13 protein-coding genes are annotated in these 16,671 nt (G+C 64.6%); 8 read left to right on the forward strand and 5 right to left on the reverse strand.

The features are described 5' to 3' along the window. The first annotated feature begins 155 nt into the window (after positions 1-155). Positions 156-851, forward strand: coding sequence for a DUF2057 family protein (locus BLR94_RS01650; protein ID WP_084305641.1), 696 nt, complete (start codon positions 156-158; stop codon positions 849-851). 221 nt (positions 852-1,072) lie between these two features. On the opposite strand, the gene BLR94_RS01655 is transcribed toward BLR94_RS01650, so the two are convergent. Further along, the gene (locus BLR94_RS01655; RefSeq protein WP_084305643.1) at positions 1,073-2,197 is read right to left on the reverse strand and encodes a beta-ketoacyl-ACP synthase III; all 1,125 of its coding nucleotides are present in this window, start codon (positions 2,195-2,197) and stop codon (positions 1,073-1,075) included. A 338-nt stretch (positions 2,198-2,535) separates the two neighbouring features. Between BLR94_RS01655 and BLR94_RS01660 the strand changes: the two genes are divergently transcribed. Further along, entirely contained in the window at positions 2,536-3,240 is a 705-nt protein-coding gene (locus BLR94_RS01660; RefSeq protein ID WP_084305645.1) for an SDR family oxidoreductase, read from the forward strand. Between the two features lie 85 nt (positions 3,241-3,325). Here the strand turns inward: BLR94_RS01660 and BLR94_RS01665 are convergent, their stop codons facing one another. Further along, entirely contained in the window at positions 3,326-4,291 is a 966-nt protein-coding gene (locus BLR94_RS01665) for an NAD(P)H-quinone oxidoreductase (protein WP_084305647.1), read from the reverse strand. A 128-nt stretch (positions 4,292-4,419) separates the two neighbouring features. On the opposite strand from BLR94_RS01665, the gene BLR94_RS01670 reads away from it, so the two are divergent. Further along, on the forward strand, positions 4,420-6,507 hold the full coding sequence (locus BLR94_RS01670) for a carboxy terminal-processing peptidase (RefSeq protein ID WP_167359697.1): 2,088 nt from the start codon (positions 4,420-4,422) through the stop codon (positions 6,505-6,507). 247 nt (positions 6,508-6,754) lie between these two features. After that, positions 6,755-8,539, forward strand: coding sequence for a bifunctional diguanylate cyclase/phosphodiesterase (locus BLR94_RS01675; protein WP_084305650.1), 1,785 nt, complete (start codon positions 6,755-6,757; stop codon positions 8,537-8,539). Here the strand turns inward: BLR94_RS01675 and BLR94_RS01680 are convergent. The 3 genes from BLR94_RS01680 to BLR94_RS01690 all read right to left on the reverse strand — a co-directional run bounded on the left by BLR94_RS01680 (position 8,521) and on the right by BLR94_RS01690 (position 9,885). Next, positions 8,521-8,886, reverse strand: a complete 366-nt coding sequence (locus BLR94_RS01680; RefSeq protein WP_084305652.1) for a hypothetical protein — start codon at positions 8,884-8,886, stop codon at positions 8,521-8,523. The genes BLR94_RS01675 and BLR94_RS01680 overlap by 19 nt on opposite strands. Further along, complete coding sequence (locus tag BLR94_RS01685; protein ID WP_084305810.1) at positions 8,883-9,206, reverse strand: helix-turn-helix domain-containing protein; 324 nt, start codon at positions 9,204-9,206, stop codon at positions 8,883-8,885. The genes BLR94_RS01680 and BLR94_RS01685 overlap by 4 nt, the downstream gene beginning before the upstream one ends. A 124-nt stretch (positions 9,207-9,330) precedes the next feature. After that, complete coding sequence (locus tag BLR94_RS01690) at positions 9,331-9,885, reverse strand: TetR/AcrR family transcriptional regulator (protein ID WP_084305653.1); 555 nt, start codon at positions 9,883-9,885, stop codon at positions 9,331-9,333. Between the two features lie 188 nt (positions 9,886-10,073). Here BLR94_RS01690 and BLR94_RS01695 point away from each other — a divergent pair, with 188 nt between their 5' ends. The 4 genes from BLR94_RS01695 to BLR94_RS01710 all read left to right on the forward strand — a co-directional run bounded on the left by BLR94_RS01695 (position 10,074) and on the right by BLR94_RS01710 (position 16,644). Next, positions 10,074-11,240, forward strand: coding sequence for an efflux RND transporter periplasmic adaptor subunit (locus tag BLR94_RS01695; protein ID WP_084305655.1), 1,167 nt, complete (start codon positions 10,074-10,076; stop codon positions 11,238-11,240). Between the two features lie 14 nt (positions 11,241-11,254). Then, positions 11,255-14,389: an efflux RND transporter permease subunit gene (locus BLR94_RS01700; protein WP_084305657.1), complete on the forward strand. Its 3,135-nt coding sequence runs from the start codon at positions 11,255-11,257 to the stop codon at positions 14,387-14,389. A gap of 4 nt (positions 14,390-14,393) precedes the next feature. Then, positions 14,394-15,818: an efflux transporter outer membrane subunit gene (locus BLR94_RS01705; protein ID WP_084305659.1), complete on the forward strand. Its 1,425-nt coding sequence runs from the start codon at positions 14,394-14,396 to the stop codon at positions 15,816-15,818. A 127-nt stretch (positions 15,819-15,945) separates the two neighbouring features. Continuing rightward, on the forward strand, positions 15,946-16,644 hold the full coding sequence (locus BLR94_RS01710) for a pentapeptide repeat-containing protein (RefSeq protein ID WP_084305661.1): 699 nt from the start codon (positions 15,946-15,948) through the stop codon (positions 16,642-16,644). Positions 16,645-16,671: the final 27 nt, after the last annotated feature.

Below are 16,671 nucleotides of genomic sequence, written 5' to 3' on the forward strand. Positions count from 1 at the left end.
CCGCTAGCGGATTGGAAGGAACACAAACCGGGCTGCTCCCTTTGGACAGCCCGGTTTGTCATTTAAATGACACCTATCAGTCTTATTCTTGTTTCCGGAATGTAACTGTCCCCAGACCGCCGGCCGTCGGCGGGTCTTCACTCCTAGGAGTTTCCATGCGCCGCCTGTTCGTTATCACCATGGCCTGCTTGATGGCCGCCTGTGCCCAGCAACCAAAAGTCCAACTGTATTCCGGCGCTCCGCAGCCACAGAGCAAGGTGCTGACCGTCGTGGTGCCCGGTGAACTGGAAATTCGCAGCATCAACGGCCAACCCTACTCCGCCGCAAACGCTGCTTATGGCCTGGACGACAAGCAACTGCTCCTCGAACCAGGCGCCTATCAGTTGCAGGCGTTCTACAAGAACGGCTTCGACGTAGCCGGTGGCATCAGCCATGAAGTGGTACGAGGCCGCACCGCCATCTTCAACATCGACGGCAAGGCTGGGGATCTGTGGCGCATCGAGTTCGACCGCCCGAGCAACCTGACCGAAGCCAAAAAATTCGAGGAAGAATTTACCGCCTGGGCTGTGAACACCCGGACCGGTGAGCGTGAGCAGGCACAAGCCGGCAACCGTAACGTCTCGGCACTCGCGGCCCTGATGGGTTCCAGCGAAATCGCCCCGCAAGCTACCACCGTTGCACCGCTTGGTACGGCCAGCGCCGCAGCGGCCCAGCCGGTGGCACTGCATCCGGCACCTGCCCAGGCCGCCGCCCTGCCCCATAACGATGCCACCCTGACCACCCTGCAACAGATGTGGAACCTGCTGACCCCGGAAAGCCGCAGTGCCTTCCTGAAGTGGGCCCGGCAGTAACCATCCGCCAAGGCTCCTGCACCAGCCAGGGGCCCAATCGCGAGGCGGGCAGCGCAAAGCGTCCGCCCCTCACATCCCTGCAAGCGCCTGCCTCTCCCCTAACGCCTCGACCACACGGCATGCCTGAACGGCCCCGGCTTGGAGCAACCTCCGCCGAACCGGCACCCCGCTTAGTTGCATGGCAGCGCGACGATCCTCTCGGTTGCTGCTCGGCACAGCGGTCAGCGCTTGCGCAGAATCACACTGCCGATGGAGTAGCCGGCGCCAAAGGAGCTGAGCACCCCCAGGGAGCCTGCCGGCAGATCGTCCTGATTCTTGTGCAGGGCGATCACCGAACCGGCCGAACTGGTGTTGGCGTAGGTGTCGAGAATCACCGGGGCCTCGTGGGCTTCGGCATCACGGCCGAGCAGCTTGCGAACGATCAACTGGTTCATGTTGAGGTTGGCCTGGTGCAACCAGAAACGCTTCACATCGGCCACGTCCAACTGGTTTTCCTGCAGATGGCTGGCGATCAGCTCGGCCACCATCGGGCAGACTTCCTTGAACACCTTGCGCCCTTCCTGCACGAACAGCTTGTCGCCGGCAGCCTGGCTGCCGTCCTGCGCGGCACGATTGAGGAAGCCGAAGTTGTTGCGGATATTGTTGGAGAACTGGGTCAGCAGCTTGGTGCCGACCACCTCGAACTGGTACTCGGACGTCGCCAGATCGGCGCGCTCGATGATCACCGCCGTGGCGGCATCACCGAAGATGAAATGGCTGTCACGGTCGCGGAAATTGAGGTGACCGGTACAGATTTCCGGGTTGACCATCAGGATCGCCCGCGCCTGCCCCAGTTGCACGCTGTTCACTGCCGCCTGAATGCCGAAGGTGGCCGAGGAGCAGGCGACGTTCATGTCGTAACCGAAACCCTGTATGCCCAGCGCCGCCTGCACTTCGATAGCCACTGCCGGATAGGCGCGCTGCAGGTTGGAGCAGGCGACGATAACGCCATCGATGTCTGCGACAGTCTTACCGGCACGGGCCAGCGCCTGCTCGGCGGCGGCCACGGCCATCTCGCAGAGAATGCCCCACTGCTCGTTATCACGCTCGGCGATGTACGGCACCATGCGTTGCGGGTCGAGGATGCCCTGCTTGTCGATCACGAAGCGGCTCTTGATACCCGAGGCCTTTTCGATGAAGGCGCTGTTCGACTCGCTGAGCGCCTCGATTTCACCCCGCTCGATGGCCTCGGCGTTCTCGCTGTTGAACTGTTGCACGTAGGCATTGAAAGACGCCACCAACTCGTCGTTGGAAATGCTGTTGGCCGGTGTGTACAGGCCTGTGCCGCTGATGACGACGTTATGCACGCTGTTTCCTCTTGTTCGGGGCTGTTGCCGGGCAGGCCGTGGCAGGCAGCCGACGGCACCGGTGCATGGGCGGGCGATGGGTGTCGCTGGACAACCCGCTTTGACTGGCTCTCAAGTGTGCCACAGGCTCGGGGTTCACGCCCATTGGGCAGATAAACCGGCGCTGGCCGGCCATGGTAGGCCGCGGCTATCGGCCGCCGTATGGCAGCGTCGATACCGCATCCGTCCCCGGGGTTGCGTCGAGCCAAGACAACCGAGCAGATCACCCAGGCGAAGTGGAGGTTCCGGGCGCGCAGCTGCTAGCCTGGTATCACCATGACCACAACGGAGACTTCAGGATGCCTGTAGAAAAAGTAGCGATCATCACCGCGGGAGGCAGTGGCATGGGCGCCGCGGCCGCACGTCGTCTGCATGCGGATGGCTTCGCGGTCGCCATCCTTTCCTCGTCGGGCAAGGGCGAGGCACTGGCCGCAGAGCTGGGCGGTTTCGGGATCACCGGCAGCAATCAGTCCGCCGAGGATCTCGCCAGGCTGGTCGAAGGCACGCTGTCGCGCTGGGGACGGATCGATGTGCTGGTCAACAGCGCCGGCCACGGGCCCCGTGGGCCGGTTCTGGAACTCAGCGACGAAGACTGGCACCGCGGCCTGGATACCTACCTGCTCAACGTGATTCGCCCCACCCGCCTGGTCACGCCGGTCATGCAACGGCAAAAGGCCGGGGTGATCATCAACATCTCCAGCGCCTGGACGTTCGAGCCCAGCGAGCTGTTCCCCACCTCGGCGGTGTTCCGCGCCGGCCTGGCGTCGTTCACCAAGATATTCGCCGACACCCATGCCGCCGACAACATCCGCATGAACAACGTCCTGCCGGGCTGGATCGACAGCCTGCCGGCCAGCGAAGCGCGCAGAACCAGCGTGCCGCTGCAGCGCTATGGCAGCAGCGAGGAAGTGGCCGCGACCATCGCCTTCCTGGCCTCGGAGGGAGCGGCCTACATCACCGCGCAGAACATTCGCGTGGATGGCGGCATCACCCGCGCCGTCTGATCGTGCGGATCGTGCATGAGCCGCTAGCATCGAGACGTGACAGCCACGAGCGCCCCGAGGATCAACCGGCGCTCGTGGCGGGATTTCAGCTCAGGCTGTCGTCGATCACCAGCACCAGCTTGCCGTTGACCTGGTTGCCCTCCAGGGTGGCATAAGCCTCCTGGGCCTCGGCGATCGGAAAGCGTCTGGCCAGTTGCGGCTTGAGCCGGCCTTCGCTGAACAACGGCCATACGTGCTGACGCAAGTCGCGCAGCAACTCGGCCTTGAACAGATCGTCACGGTTGCGCAGTGTCGAGCCAATCAATTGGATGCGCTTGCCGAGCAGCAGTGCCATATCCAGTTCAGCCTTGCGCCCGCCCATCAGACCGATGTTCACCCAGCGGCCATCGATTACCAGCAGCTTCAGATTGAGCGCGGCGTAGCTGGCGCCGACCGGGTCGAGAATGACTTCGAAGGGGCCGAAATCGTCCGGCACATCCAGCCCGTCGCTGCCCCGAATGGCGCCTCCCGACGCGCCCAGGCTCTCGCAATAGGCAAGCCGGTCGGCCGAGCCCACGGTAACCCAGCAGGCGCTACCGAATGCCTTGCACAACTGGATCGCCGCCGAACCAACGCCACTGGCGCCGGCGTGCAGCAGCACTTTCTCACCGGGTTTCAGACCAGCCAGCTGGAACAGGTTGAGCCAGGCCGTGGCGTAGACCTCGGGCAGGCCCGCCGCTTCGTGCAGAGATAGACCCTCCGGCACGGGCAGTACGTGGCGTGCGTCGACCACCACGTCCTCCGCCAGGCCGCCGCCGGCCAGCAAGGCGCAGACCCGGTCCCCCACCTGCCAGTCGCAACCGGCCCCCACTTCGCTGACGACACCGGCGCATTCCAGGCCGAGAATATCGCTGGCCCCCAGTGGTGGCGGGTACAACCCGGCCCGTTGCAACAGATCGGCACGGTTCAGCCCCGCCGCCGCCACGCGAATGCGCACTTCCCCCACATCACAGGCAGGAGTGGGACGTTGCACCCATTCCACCTGCCCTTCCACGCCTTGCAATGCTTTCACGCTGCCTCCATAGTGCATTTGAACCTAGCCCAGCGCTCAGCGCTGGGCTTTTGCATTGCGCCGATGGAACCTGGCGCCCTCAAAGACGGCCTAATATGCGTTATCAACTGTCCCCACGTCGAATCAGCATGAAGCGATCTCTCATCAGCGCCACCCTGGCCCTCGTTCTCGGGCTGGGCGCATTGCCCCTCGCCGCCAAAACCAGCCAGACCGATCCGTGGGAATACCTGCAGCCTGATCGCGATCAGGTCATCGCCAGCCTCAATGTCGTCGAATTGCTGCAGCGTCATCATTACAGCAAGCCACCGCTCGACGATGCGCGCTCGGAGAAGATCTACCAGGGCTACCTGAAGATGCTCGACCCGGCGCGCAGCTATTTCACCGCAGCGGATATCGCCGAGTTCGACCGCTGGAAGGACAAGTTCGACGACCTGCTCAAGAAGGGCGACCTCGAACCCGGCTTCCATATCTACAAGCGTCAGCTAGAGCGCCAGCAGAGTCGCCTGAACTACGTTCAGGGGCTGCTGGCCAAAGGCATCGGCAAGATCGACTTCACGGTCGACGAAGATCTTCTGGTCGACCGTGAAAAGGCACCCTGGGCCAAGGACGTCGCCGAGCTGGACGAGCTGTGGCGCAAACGCCTGAAAGACGAAGTGCTGCGCCTGAAACTGGCCGGCAAGGAGCCTGCGGCCATCCAGGAGCTGCTCACCAAGCGCTACAAGGCCCAGCAGGCCCGCCTGCAGCAGACTCGTAGCGAAGACGTGTTCCAGGCGTACATCAACGCCTTCGCCATGACCTACGACCCGCACACCAACTACCTGTCGCCGGATAACGCGGAAAACTTCGACATCAACATGAGCCTGTCCCTGGAGGGCATCGGCGCCGTGCTGCAGAGCGACAACGAACACGTCAAGGTGGTGCGTCTGGTGCCAGCCGGCCCTGCCGAGAAGAGCAAGCAGATCTCGCCGGCCGACAAGATCGTCGGGGTGGGCCAGGGCGACGACGAGATCGTCGACGTGATCGGCTGGCGTCTCGATGAAGTGGTCAAACTGATCCGCGGCCCCAAAGGCTCGCGCGTGCGCCTGGAAGTGATTCCGGCGAGCAATGCGCCGAATGACCAGACCAGCAAGGTGGTGAACATCACCCGAGAAGCGGTCAAGCTGGAAGAACAGGCGGCCAAGAAATCCATTCTGAACATCGAGCAGGACGGGCGCCCCTACCGCCTGGGGGTAATCGAAGTCCCGGCCTTCTACCTGGACTTCAAGGCGTTCCGCGCTGGCGACCCGGACTACAAGAGCACCACCCGTGACGTCAAGAAGCTGATCACCGAGCTGCAGGCCGAGAAGGTCAACGGTATCGTCATCGACCTGCGCAACAACGGTGGTGGCTCGTTGCAGGAGGCCACCGAGCTGACCGGGCTGTTCATCGACAAGGGCCCGACGGTGCTGGTGCGCAACAGCGATGGCCGCGTCGACGTGCTGGCCGACGAGCAGGACGGCGCCTTCTACAAAGGGCCCATGGCGGTGCTGGTCAACCGCCTGTCCGCCTCGGCTTCGGAGATTTTCGCCGGCGCCATGCAGGACTATCACCGCGCGCTGATTCTCGGTGGGCAGACCTTCGGCAAAGGTACCGTGCAGACCATCCAGCCGCTCAACCATGGCGAACTGAAGCTGACCCTGGCCAAGTTCTATCGGGTTTCCGGGCAGAGCACCCAGCACCGGGGCGTGGTGCCTGACATCGCCTACCCCGACGTGATGGACAACAAGGAAATCGGCGAAAGCGCCCTGCCCGAGGCCATGCCGTGGGATAGCATCCGGCCGGCGATCAAGCCCGAACTGGATCCGATCAAGCCCTTCCTCACCGAGTTGAAGAATCGTTACGACAGCCGCACGGCGAACAACCCGGACTTCAACTTCGCCCGCGAGCGCCTGGCCCTGTCCCGCGAGCTGATGGCCGAGAAGACCGTCAGCCTCAACGAGAACAAGCGCCGCACCCAGCAGGCCGATATCGAGAAGCGCCAGTTGGCGATCGAGAACGCACGCCGCAGCGCCAAGGGTGAAGAACCCCTGAGCGAGCTGAAGAAGGAAGACGAGGACGACGCCCTGGCACAGAGCGAAGACGAAAAGAGCAAACCGGAGGACGACGCCTACCTGTCGGAAACCGGCCATATCCTGATCGACTATCTACAGCTCAATACCCGCCTGGCCAAGCAATGACGAGCAGGTAGTCACCACCGGGAGGGGCGTCGTGAAAACGGCGCCCCTTTTTTTGCCCTGGGCTCTTGGCGCAGAGTACTCAAGCCGACCCCAGGAACGTCAAAAATTCTTGAGATATTTTTTGACAGCCTCCGCACTTCATCAAACCGTCATCAATCTGTAGTGAAATAGCGAGCATCCAGCGGTACTTATCCGCGTGCGGCGCCCGCGCCATGCGCTCGCTCCCCGATTCGCACAGAGACCTGCCATGACCGTCACCGAGCAATTGAGCGCGCTGGGCCAGATCCTCGCGCACGGCGACCTGCATAGCCTGTTTCAGCCCATCGTGTCGCTCTCCGAGCGGCGCATTCTTGGCTATGAAGCACTCACCCGCGGCCCGTCCAACAGCCCGCTGCACTCACCGATCACCCTGTTCGCCGCCGCACGCCAGACCGCCCTGCTCAACGAGCTGGAACTGGCTTGCCGCAAGAATGCCTGCCGCCGCTTCAGCGAGTTGAACCTGGGCGGCCTGCTGTTTCTCAACGTATCGCCGGATTTGCTGCTCGACGCCCGCCATCAGCCGGGGCGAACGCTGCAGTTGTTGCAGGCCTATGGCATTGCGCCGAACCGGGTGGTGATCGAGCTGACGGAGCAGTCCCCCACCGATGACTTCAACCTGCTCGACACCGCCCTGCACCACTACCGCGACATGGGCTTTTCCATCGCCCTGGACGACCTCGGCGCCGGCTACTCGAGCCTGCGCCTGTGGTCGGAGCTGCGCCCCGACTACGTGAAGATCGACCGCCATTTCATCGACGGCATCCATCAGGATGCGGTCAAGCGCGAGTTCGTCGGCTCCATCCTGCAGATGGCCAAGGCCTCTCGTGCCCAAGTGATCGCCGAAGGCATCGAACTCGAGGAAGAACTCGCCGTGCTCTGCGAAATGGGCGTGGACCTGCTACAGGGCTACCTGCTCTGTCGCCCCCAGGATCAGCCGCCGACAGATGCCCGTGCACTGCTGCCGGCAGAGGGCACGCCGCCGACCTCCCTCGGCGAGGAAGGCAGCGACCTCACCGCCCTGATCAACGAGCATCCGGCCGTGTCCATCGACACGTCCACCGCCGAAGTGCTCGAAGCCTTCCGGGTCCAGGCCAACCTCAACTCGCTGGCGGTACTGGACGAGCAGCAACGCCCGGCGGGCATCGTGCATCGCCATTCACTGGCGGAGGTGCTGCTCAAACCCTTCGCTACCGAACTGTTCGCCCGCAAGCCGATCAGCCGCCTGATGAGCAACGACTTTCTCGCCGTGGAGATCGGCCAGTCGCTGCAGACCGTCAGCCGCCTGCTGACCAGCCGCGCGCGCCAGCGTATCGAAGAGGATTTCGTGATAACCGTGGACGGTCGCTACCTGGGGCTGGGCCGGGTGATCGACGTCCTCAAGCTGATCACCGAACTGAAGATCCAGCAGGCCCGTTACGCCAACCCGTTGACCCTGCTTCCCGGCAACGTGCCGATCCAGCAGTGCCTGACCCGGCTGTTGCAGCAGAGCCGTGAAGCGGTGATCTGCTACGTCGATATCGACAGTTTCAAACCCTTCAACGACCTCTATGGCTACGCCAAGGGCGATGAGGTGCTGCTGTGCCTGGCGCATTGCCTGAACGAGCGGATCGACCCGACACGCGACTTCGTCGGTCATATCGGTGGCGACGACTTCCTGCTGGTGTTCGGCTCGAAGGACTGGCGTGTGCGCCTGAACCGGCTGCAGGAGGACTTCCAGGGCCAATGCCGGCGTTTCTACCTGGACGAGCATCTGGATGCCGGCTGTTTCGTCAGCCACAACCGCCAGGGGCAACGGGAGGAGTTTGCACTGTTGTCGCTGTCGCTCGGTGTGGTTCATCTGCATCCGCAACACTGCGCGCTGCTGGACGCCAGCGAGCTGGCCGGCCTGGCCTCGGAAGCCAAGCGCCATGCCAAGGCGATACCCGGTTACAGCCTGCACGTGATCGATACGCACACCCTACAGGGCGCGCGCGCTCAGGGCTCCGCGGGGTAGTCGAACTCGAACACCCGGGCCACTTCGGCGGCGTGCCAGGAGGCGGCGGCCACACCGTCGGAGGCACCGTCGAAGCGCCCCAGGCGGGTGACGCATTCGAAGAAACCGGTGCGCGGCAGTCGACTGGCGCCCTGGCTGATCACCAACGCACTGCGCAGCGGGCGATCAGCGCGCGCATCCAGCGCCGCCAGGTGTTCCAGGGCGGCGGCCAGGGTCTGCATGGCCGGCGCGGGCAGCGCCAGGCGTTCGATCAACGCGCGGTAAGTCAGCAAATGGCGCTGCCGACGGGCATCGTCGAGAGCGATCAGCAGCGCCTGCCAATGCCCACGACTGATGCGCACGCTCATGCATGCGCCTCCCAGCCGGAGATGCCAAGCACCCAGGCCAGGGCACGCAGGATCGCCGCATCGGGTTGCCGCTCGCCACGCTCGATCATGCTCAGGTAATGCGGGCTGATGCCCACCGCACGGGCCAGCTCATCGCGGCTCAACCCCTTGTTCTCGCGCAATTGCAGCAGCTGCGCGAGCGGCTGGGGCGCATCGGCGACGGGCGGCGGCGGTGCCGCGGCGACGGGCTTGCCGGCGGCCTGAAGCAGCGCCAGGTACTCGGCCCAGGGCAGCACGGCGTACTCCGGCTCACCGTCACGCTCGATCACTTGTACATTCATGCTTGGTTTCTCCGCGAGGCGCAGCATCCCTGTGCGTAATCCGGCCTGGGGCAACCCGCCTGCCGCGTTGTTCGCATTATCTTATGCGCGAAACGCTCGTCATGCGACCGCCACGTCGCTGCACTCAGGGTGCGGCGGCCCCGTGCATGAAGAACTGCATCAACGAGGCGGCCATGCCGGACCGTGCCACCCTTCCACGCCGCTCGCCGTCCACCAGGCCGAACAGCAGCGAGGCGAACAACTCGGTCAACACCGGCGCACCGATGTCGATGCGAAACACGCTTTCCCGCTGCCCACGCAGGAAGAACCTGTCCAGGGCGTTGGTGTAGGGCAGCCATCGCGGGTCGTCGCCGCATTCGTCCAGGGAGTCCGGCCGCCACTGGAAGATCAGAAACACCAGCAGTTCACGGTGGGCCAGGTGCCCGTCTACCAGACGCTGCAGCGCCTCGCGCGGTGGGGCCTGCTGCAGGTCGGCGTCGGCGATGACCTGGCCCATGACCAGCGAGCCATAATCGAAGAGCATGTCGATCAGGTGGTCACGGGTTCCACAGAAACGATTCAAGGTTGCTTTGCTCACACCGGCAGCCTGGGCTATTTCCTTGAAGGTGCCGCGTGGGTGCTCGACGATGGCGACCGCCAGGGCCTTGAGCAGTTTCTCTTCAGCAGCGGGTCTATCCATCAATCCAGTCTTCGTTAGGCCATCGGCAAAGGCGCGCCATTGTGCAGGAAAAACCTTTTTCTTCAAAATGACGGTCAATTTTAGTCACAAAAAATGCAAATGAGTCAATATTGACTCATTTGCATTATCGGATGATCATTCGCGCCTTTCGAGAACTAACTAATAATGGGCAGCGCCCCAGGTGAAGCATGAGCAGGATTCGCGAACGTTGTGTGTTTTCGGCGATAAGCCTTTTGGTCGCGATCAGCCTCGCCGGCTGTGACAAAGGCGAGCAAGGCTGGGGGGAAGCGCCGCCACGCGAAGTCGAGGTGCTCACCGTCAAGACCGAGCCGTTCACCGTGGTCGCCGAACTACCGGGCCGTATCGAACCGGTGCGCGTCGCCGAAGTGCGCGCCCGGGTCGCCGGTATCGTGCTCAAGCGCACCTTCGAGGAAGGCGCCGACGTCAAGGCCGGCGACCTGCTGTTCCAGATCGACCCAGCCCCCTTCAAGGCCGCACTGTCCCGCGCCCAGGGCGAACTGGCCCGCGCCGAAGCGCAGCTGTTCCAGGCCCAGGCCACGGTCAAGCGCTACGAGCCGCTGGTGAAGATCGACGCGGTCAGCCAGCAGGACTTCGACGTCGCCCGCGCGGCCCTGCAAAGCGCTCAGGCCGACAAGCGCTCGGCTCAGGCCAACGTGGAAACTGCCAAGCTGGACATGGGTTATGCCCAGGTGCGTGCGCCCATCGCCGGGCGTATCGGGCGCGCGCAAGTCACCGAGGGCGCCCTGGTCGGCCAGGGCGAAACCACCCTGCTCGCACGCATCCAGCAACTCGACCCGGTGTACGCCGACTTCACCCAGCCGGCCGCCGATGCCTTGCGCCTGCGCGCCGCCATCGCCGACGGCAAGGTATCCGGTGACGGCGACAAAACGCTGTCACTGCGGGTCGACGGCACCGATATCGAGAGCAAAGGTACCCTGCTGTTCACCGATATCTCGGTGGACCGCAGTACCGGCCAGATCGCCCTGCGTGGGCGCTTCGACAACCCGAATGGCGTGTTGCTGCCGGGCATGTACGTGCGCGTGCGTACCCCCCAAGGGCTCGACCAGCAGGCCATTCTGGTGCCCCAGCGCGCCGTGCAGCGCTCGGCGGACGGCAAGGCCAGCGTGATGCTGCTCGGCGCCGAGAACACCGTGCAAGCGCGCCCGGTCACCACCGGGGCCATGCAGGGCGCACGCTGGCAGATCACCGAAGGGCTGAAAGCCGGCGAGCAGATCATCACCAGCTCCCTGACCTCGATCCGAGCGGGCGCCAAGGTCATACCACGCCAGCCGGGCGCTGAAGCGCAGAACGACAACACTCCCCAGGCGCAATAAGCCGGAGCAACGACATGTCCTTGTTTTTCATCCGGCGCCCTAACTTCGCCTGGGTAGTCGCCCTGTTCATCACCATGGCCGGGTTGCTGGCCATCCCCTTTCTGCCGGTGGCGCAATACCCCAACGTGGCGCCGCCACAGATCACCGTCACCGCGACCTACCCGGGCGCTTCGGCACAGGTGCTGACCGACTCGGTCACCAGCGTGATCGAAGAAGAGCTCAACGGTGCGAAGAACCTGCTGTACTTCGAGTCCACCAGCAACGCCAACGGTATCGCTGAAATCACCGTGACCTTCCAGCCCGGCACCGATCCCGAGTTGGCCCAGGTCGACGTGCAGAACCGCCTGAAGAAGGCCGAAGCTCGCATGCCGCAAGCCGTTCTCACCCTGGGCATCCAGACCGAGCAGGCCACTGCCGGCTTTCTGCTGATCTACGCGCTGAGCTACAAGGACGGCAGCGCCAACGACGACACCACGGCACTGGCGGACTATGCGGCGCGCAACATCAACAACGAGATCCGCCGTGTGCCGGGCGTCGGCAAGCTGCAGTTCTTCGCCTCCGAAGCCGCCATGCGCGTGTGGATCGACCCGCAGAAACTGGTCGGTTACGGCCTGTCGATCGACGACGTCAACAACGCCATTCGCGCCCAGAACGTACAGGTACCGGCGGGCGCCTTCGGCAGCACGCCGGGTACGGCGGAGCAGGAGCTGACCGCGACCCTGGCGGTCAAGGGCACTCTGGATAATCCGGAAGAGTTCGCCGCCATCGTGCTGCGCGCCAACCAGGACGGCTCGCGGCTGACCCTGGGCGACGTGGCACGTATCGAAGTCGGTAGCCAGGACTACAACTTCGGCTCACGCCAGGACGGCAAGCCGGCGGTTGCCGCCGCCGTGCAACTGGCGCCGGGCGCCAACGCCATCCAGACTGCCGAAGCGGTCAAGCAGCGCCTCACCGAGCTGTCGGTCAACTTTCCGGACAACGTGCAGTTTTCCACGCCGTACGACACCTCGCGGTTCGTCGACGTGGCCATCGACAAGGTCATCATGACCCTGATCGAAGCCATGGTGCTGGTGTTCCTGGTGATGTTCCTGTTCCTGCAGAACGTGCGTTACACCCTGATTCCGGGGATCGTGGTGCCGGTGTGCCTGCTCGGTACGCTGACCTTCATGTACCTGCTCGGCTTCTCGGTGAACATGATGACCATGTTCGGCATGGTGCTGGCCATCGGCATTCTGGTGGACGATGCCATCGTGGTGGTGGAAAACGTCGAACGGATCATGGCCGAAGAAGGCCTGGAGCCCCTGCCGGCGACCATCAAGGCGATGGGCCAGGTGTCCGGAGCGATCCTCGGCATCACCCTGGTGCTGTCGGCGGTGTTCCTGCCACTGGCCTTCATGGCCGGCTCGGTGGGCGTGATCTACCAGCAGTTCTCGCTGTCGCTGGCGGTGTCGATCCTGTTCTCGGGTTTCCTCGCCCTGACCTTCACCCCGGCACTGTGCGCCACCCTGCTCAAACCGATTCCCCAGGGTCATCACGAGAAGACCGGCTTCTTCGGCTGGTTCAACCGCAAGTTCACCGGGCTGACGGGGCGTTACACGAAGCTCAACAGCAAGCTGGTGCCGCGCGCCGGGCGCTTCATGCTCGTTTATCTGGGCATCGTGATTCTGATGGGTTTCTTCTACCTGCGCCTGCCGGAATCCTTCGTGCCGGTAGAAGACCAGGGCTACATGATCGTCGATATCCAGCTGCCGCCGGGGGCCACCCGCGAGCGTACCTCGGCGACCGCCAGGGAGCTGGAGGAATTCCTCGCCACCCGCGAGGCCGTGGCCACCTCGTTCGTGGTGCTGGGCTTCAGCTTTTCGGGCATGGGCGAGAATGCCGCCATCGCCTTCCCGCTGCTCAAGGACTGGTCCGAACGAAACGACGAGCAATCCGTGCAAACCGAGACCGCTGCGGTCAACGGGCGCTTCGCCAACCTCGACGACGGCGCCATGATGGCCGTGCCACCGCCACCTATCGAAGGGCTGGGCAACTCGGGTGGTTTCTCCCTGCGCCTGCAGGACCGCGGCGGCCTTGGCCGTGAAGCGCTGCTCGCAGCCCGTGACGAAGTGCTGGGCAAGGTCAACGGCAATCCGCTGTTCCTCTACGGGATGATGGAGGGCCTGCCCGAAGCGCCGCAGTTGCGTCTGGTCATCGACCGCGATCAGGCACGTGCCCAGGGCGTCGCCTTCGAGTCGATCAGCAGTGCGCTGTCCACCGCGTTCGGCTCATCGGTGATCAACGATTTCGCCAACGCCGGCCGCCAGCAACGCGTCGTCGTGCAGGCCGAGCAAGGCGCACGGATGACACCGGACAGCGTGCTCAAGCTGCACGTACCCAACGACAGCGGCAGCCTGGTGCCACTGAGCGCCTTCGTGACCACCCAGTGGGAAGAAGGTCCGACCCAGGTGGCCCGTTACAACGGCTACCCGTCGATCCGCATTTCCGGCGACGCCGCCCCGGGCGTCAGCACCGGCGAGGCCATGGCCGAGCTGGAGCGTATCGCCGGCGAACTGCCGGAGGGCATCGGCTACGAATGGACGGGCCTGTCCTACCAGGAGAAGGTCGCCAGCGGTCAGGCGGTGATGCTCTTCGCCCTGGCCATCGTGGTGGTGTTCCTGCTGCTGGTCGCCCTCTACGAGAGCTGGGCGATTCCGCTGACGGTGATGCTCATCGTGCCGGTCGGCGCCCTCGGCGCGGTACTTGCGGTGACGGCCATCGGCCTGCCCAACGACGTGTACTTCAAGGTCGGCCTGATCACCGTGATCGGCCTGGCGGCGAAAAACGCCATCCTCATCGTCGAGTTCGCCAAGGATCTGTGGGAAGACGGTTATTCCCTGCGCGATGCCGCCATCGAAGCCGCACGCCTGCGCTTCCGGCCGATCATCATGACCTCCATGGCCTTCATGCTCGGCGTGGTCCCCCTGGTGATCGCGAGCGGCGCCGGCGCTGCCAGCCAGCGCGCCATCGGTACCGGGGTACTTGGCGGCATGTTCAGCGCAACCTTGCTCGGGGTGATCTTCGTGCCGATCTTCTTCGTCTGGCTGCTTTCGCTGCTGCGCACCAAGCCGAAGCAGACCGACAATCACCCCCTGCATAAAGCGGAGTAATGCCATGACTTCCCACATCATGCTGCGCCCCGCCCTGCTGGCCCTGGCCATCACCCTCGGCGGCTGCTCCCTGGCCCCTCATTACGAGCGCCCTGATGCACCGGTCGCCGAGCAATGGACGGCCGCGAGCACGGCCGGCACCCGCGCCGACGCGCTGGACTGGCAGACCTTCATCGTCGATGCCGACCTGCGCCGTGCGGTGAACACCGCCCTGAGCAACAACCGCAGCCTGCGCCAGGCGCTGCTGGATATCGAGGCGGCGCGCGCCCAGTATCGTATCCAGCGCGCCGACCGCCTGCCGTCGATCAACGCCAACGCCACCGGCAACCGCCAGCGCTTGCCCGCCGATCAGTCGCAGACCGGACGCTCCGAGGTGACGAGCGTCTATCAGGTTGGCCTGGGCCTGGCAGAGTACGAAGTCGACCTGTTCGGCCGCGTGCGCAATCTTTCCGAGGCGGCCCTGGAAACCTACCTGGCCACCGAGGAAGCGACCCGCGCCACGCAGATCAGCCTGATCGCCGAAGTGATCCAGGCCTACCTGACCCGCGACGGCGCATTGCGCCGCATGGCGTTGGTCGAACAGACCCTGGACAGCCGACTGGCCTCCCTGGACCTGGTGAGCAGACGCCGCGAAGCCGGAACCGCCACGGCGCTGGACTATCAGGAAGCGGTCGGCCTGGCCGAACAGGCCAAGGCCGAGCGGGAAAGTACCGAGCGCCAGCTGCGCCAGGCGGATAACGCCCTGGTGCTGCTGCTCGGCACGCAGGACGTGGAGCGTTTGCTGCCCGCCGGACCACGCAAGAACCTGATGGTGCTGCAGGACATCGCCCCAGGCACCACCTCGGCACTGATCGAGCGGCGCCCGGACATTCTGGCCCGCGAGCATCGCCTCAAGGCGCGCAATGCCGATATCGGTGCCGCCCGTGCGGCGTTCTTCCCGCGCATCACCCTGACTGGCTCGGTGGGCAGTTCCAGCACCGAACTGTCGGGGCTGTTCGAGGGCGGCTCGCGGGCCTGGAGCTTCGCGCCGAGCCTGTCGCTGCCGATTTTCGCAGGAGGCCGCAACCGCGCCAACCTGGACCTCGCCGAAGTCCGCCAGGACGCTGCGGTGGCGGATTACGAAGGCACCATCCAGACCGCCTTCCGGGAAGTCGCCGACGCCCTGGCCGCCACCGACACGCTGCGCCGCGAGGAAGCCGCGCGGCGTGCGCTGGCCGACTCCAGCCGGGCCGCGGAAAGCCTGGCCGAGGCGCGCTACAGAGGCGGCGTGGACGACCACCTGCGTTACCTCGACGCGCAGCGCAGCGCCTTCAACGACCAGACCAGCCTGATCCAGATCAGCACCGAGCGGCAATTCGCCCTGGCCGATCTGTTCCGGGCCCTGGGCGGTGGCTGGAAACACGCCCCGGGCAGCCTGGCAAACCGCTGAGGTATACGGCGATACGACAGCCCCGTACGCTGCCGGTCTCCCAACCCTCTCTCACCTGCCCTTCGCCAGGCCTGCTCGTCGGCGGCCTGTGGCGCAGGGCTTGCAATCGACCCTCACGGAGAAACCAATGCCCAACGAAAGTGACCGTTTCCTTATCGACCAGGAGCAGATGGAAGGCTGCGATCTGGCCGAGCTGATCGCCTCCCGGCCCGGTCCGCTGGCGTTCAGCGGCGTCGATTTCAGCGCTCGGGATCTATCGCGACTGGACTTGCGCAACGCGCGCTTCGAACGCTGCCTGTTCGCCAGCAGCGACCTCACCGCTGCCAAGCTGGACGGCAGCCAGTGGCTCGGCTGCCGCGCGGCCGAGGCGGTGTTCGTCTCGGCCACGCTGGTGGACGCCGATTTTTCGCGCTGCGACCTCAACAACAGCAAGTGGCAACGCAGCAAGCTGGCCCAAGCGTCATTCACAGGCTGCAAGCTCACCGGCGCCAACTTCGCCGACAGCGCCTCCCTGGGCATCAGCTTCGACGACTGCGTGCTGCGCAGCGCCTGTCTCTCGGGAATGTCCTTCTACAAGAGCGAGCTGCGCAGCCTGGATTTCGCCGAGGCCGACCTGAGCCATTGCGACTTCCGCAAAGCGGTCTTCCTGGACGGCGGCAGCCTGTCCCTGGCACGGGTCAACGATGCCCGCTTCGACCAGGCCGACCTGCGCGAGGCCAGCCTGGACGGGCTGCGCCTGGTGGACGCCAAGCTGTTCAAGGGGGCGATCATCTCGCGGGCGCAGGCCTCGATGCTGCTGGCCGGACTGGGCCTGACGGTACTCTGAACAGCGGCAACCGTCTCGACGCCAGCT

It is taken from the genome of Phytopseudomonas flavescens (assembly GCF_900100535.1).
GTDB classification, from domain to species: domain Bacteria; phylum Pseudomonadota; class Gammaproteobacteria; order Pseudomonadales; family Pseudomonadaceae; genus Aquipseudomonas; species Aquipseudomonas flavescens.

Excerpts from the sequence above, each read along its gene's own strand:
- BLR94_RS01650 (WP_084305641.1), top strand. The coding sequence starts at position 156 with ATGCGCCGCCTGTTCGTTATCACCATGGCCTGCTTGATGGCCGCCTGT.
- BLR94_RS01660 (WP_084305645.1), top strand. The coding sequence starts at position 2,536 with ATGCCTGTAGAAAAAGTAGCGATCATCACCGCGGGAGGCAGTGGCATG.
- BLR94_RS01670 (WP_167359697.1), top strand. The coding sequence starts at position 4,420 with ATGAAGCGATCTCTCATCAGCGCCACCCTGGCCCTCGTTCTCGGGCTG.
- BLR94_RS01675 (WP_084305650.1), top strand. The coding sequence starts at position 6,755 with ATGACCGTCACCGAGCAATTGAGCGCGCTGGGCCAGATCCTCGCGCAC.
- BLR94_RS01680 (WP_084305652.1), bottom strand. The coding sequence starts at position 8,886 with ATGAGCGTGCGCATCAGTCGTGGGCATTGGCAGGCGCTGCTGATCGCT.
- BLR94_RS01685 (WP_084305810.1), bottom strand. The coding sequence starts at position 9,206 with ATGAATGTACAAGTGATCGAGCGTGACGGTGAGCCGGAGTACGCCGTG.
- BLR94_RS01690 (WP_084305653.1), bottom strand. The coding sequence starts at position 9,885 with ATGGATAGACCCGCTGCTGAAGAGAAACTGCTCAAGGCCCTGGCGGTC.
- BLR94_RS01695 (WP_084305655.1), top strand. The coding sequence starts at position 10,074 with ATGAGCAGGATTCGCGAACGTTGTGTGTTTTCGGCGATAAGCCTTTTG.
- BLR94_RS01700 (WP_084305657.1), top strand. The coding sequence starts at position 11,255 with ATGTCCTTGTTTTTCATCCGGCGCCCTAACTTCGCCTGGGTAGTCGCC.
- BLR94_RS01705 (WP_084305659.1), top strand. The coding sequence starts at position 14,394 with ATGACTTCCCACATCATGCTGCGCCCCGCCCTGCTGGCCCTGGCCATC.
- BLR94_RS01710 (WP_084305661.1), top strand. The coding sequence starts at position 15,946 with ATGCCCAACGAAAGTGACCGTTTCCTTATCGACCAGGAGCAGATGGAA.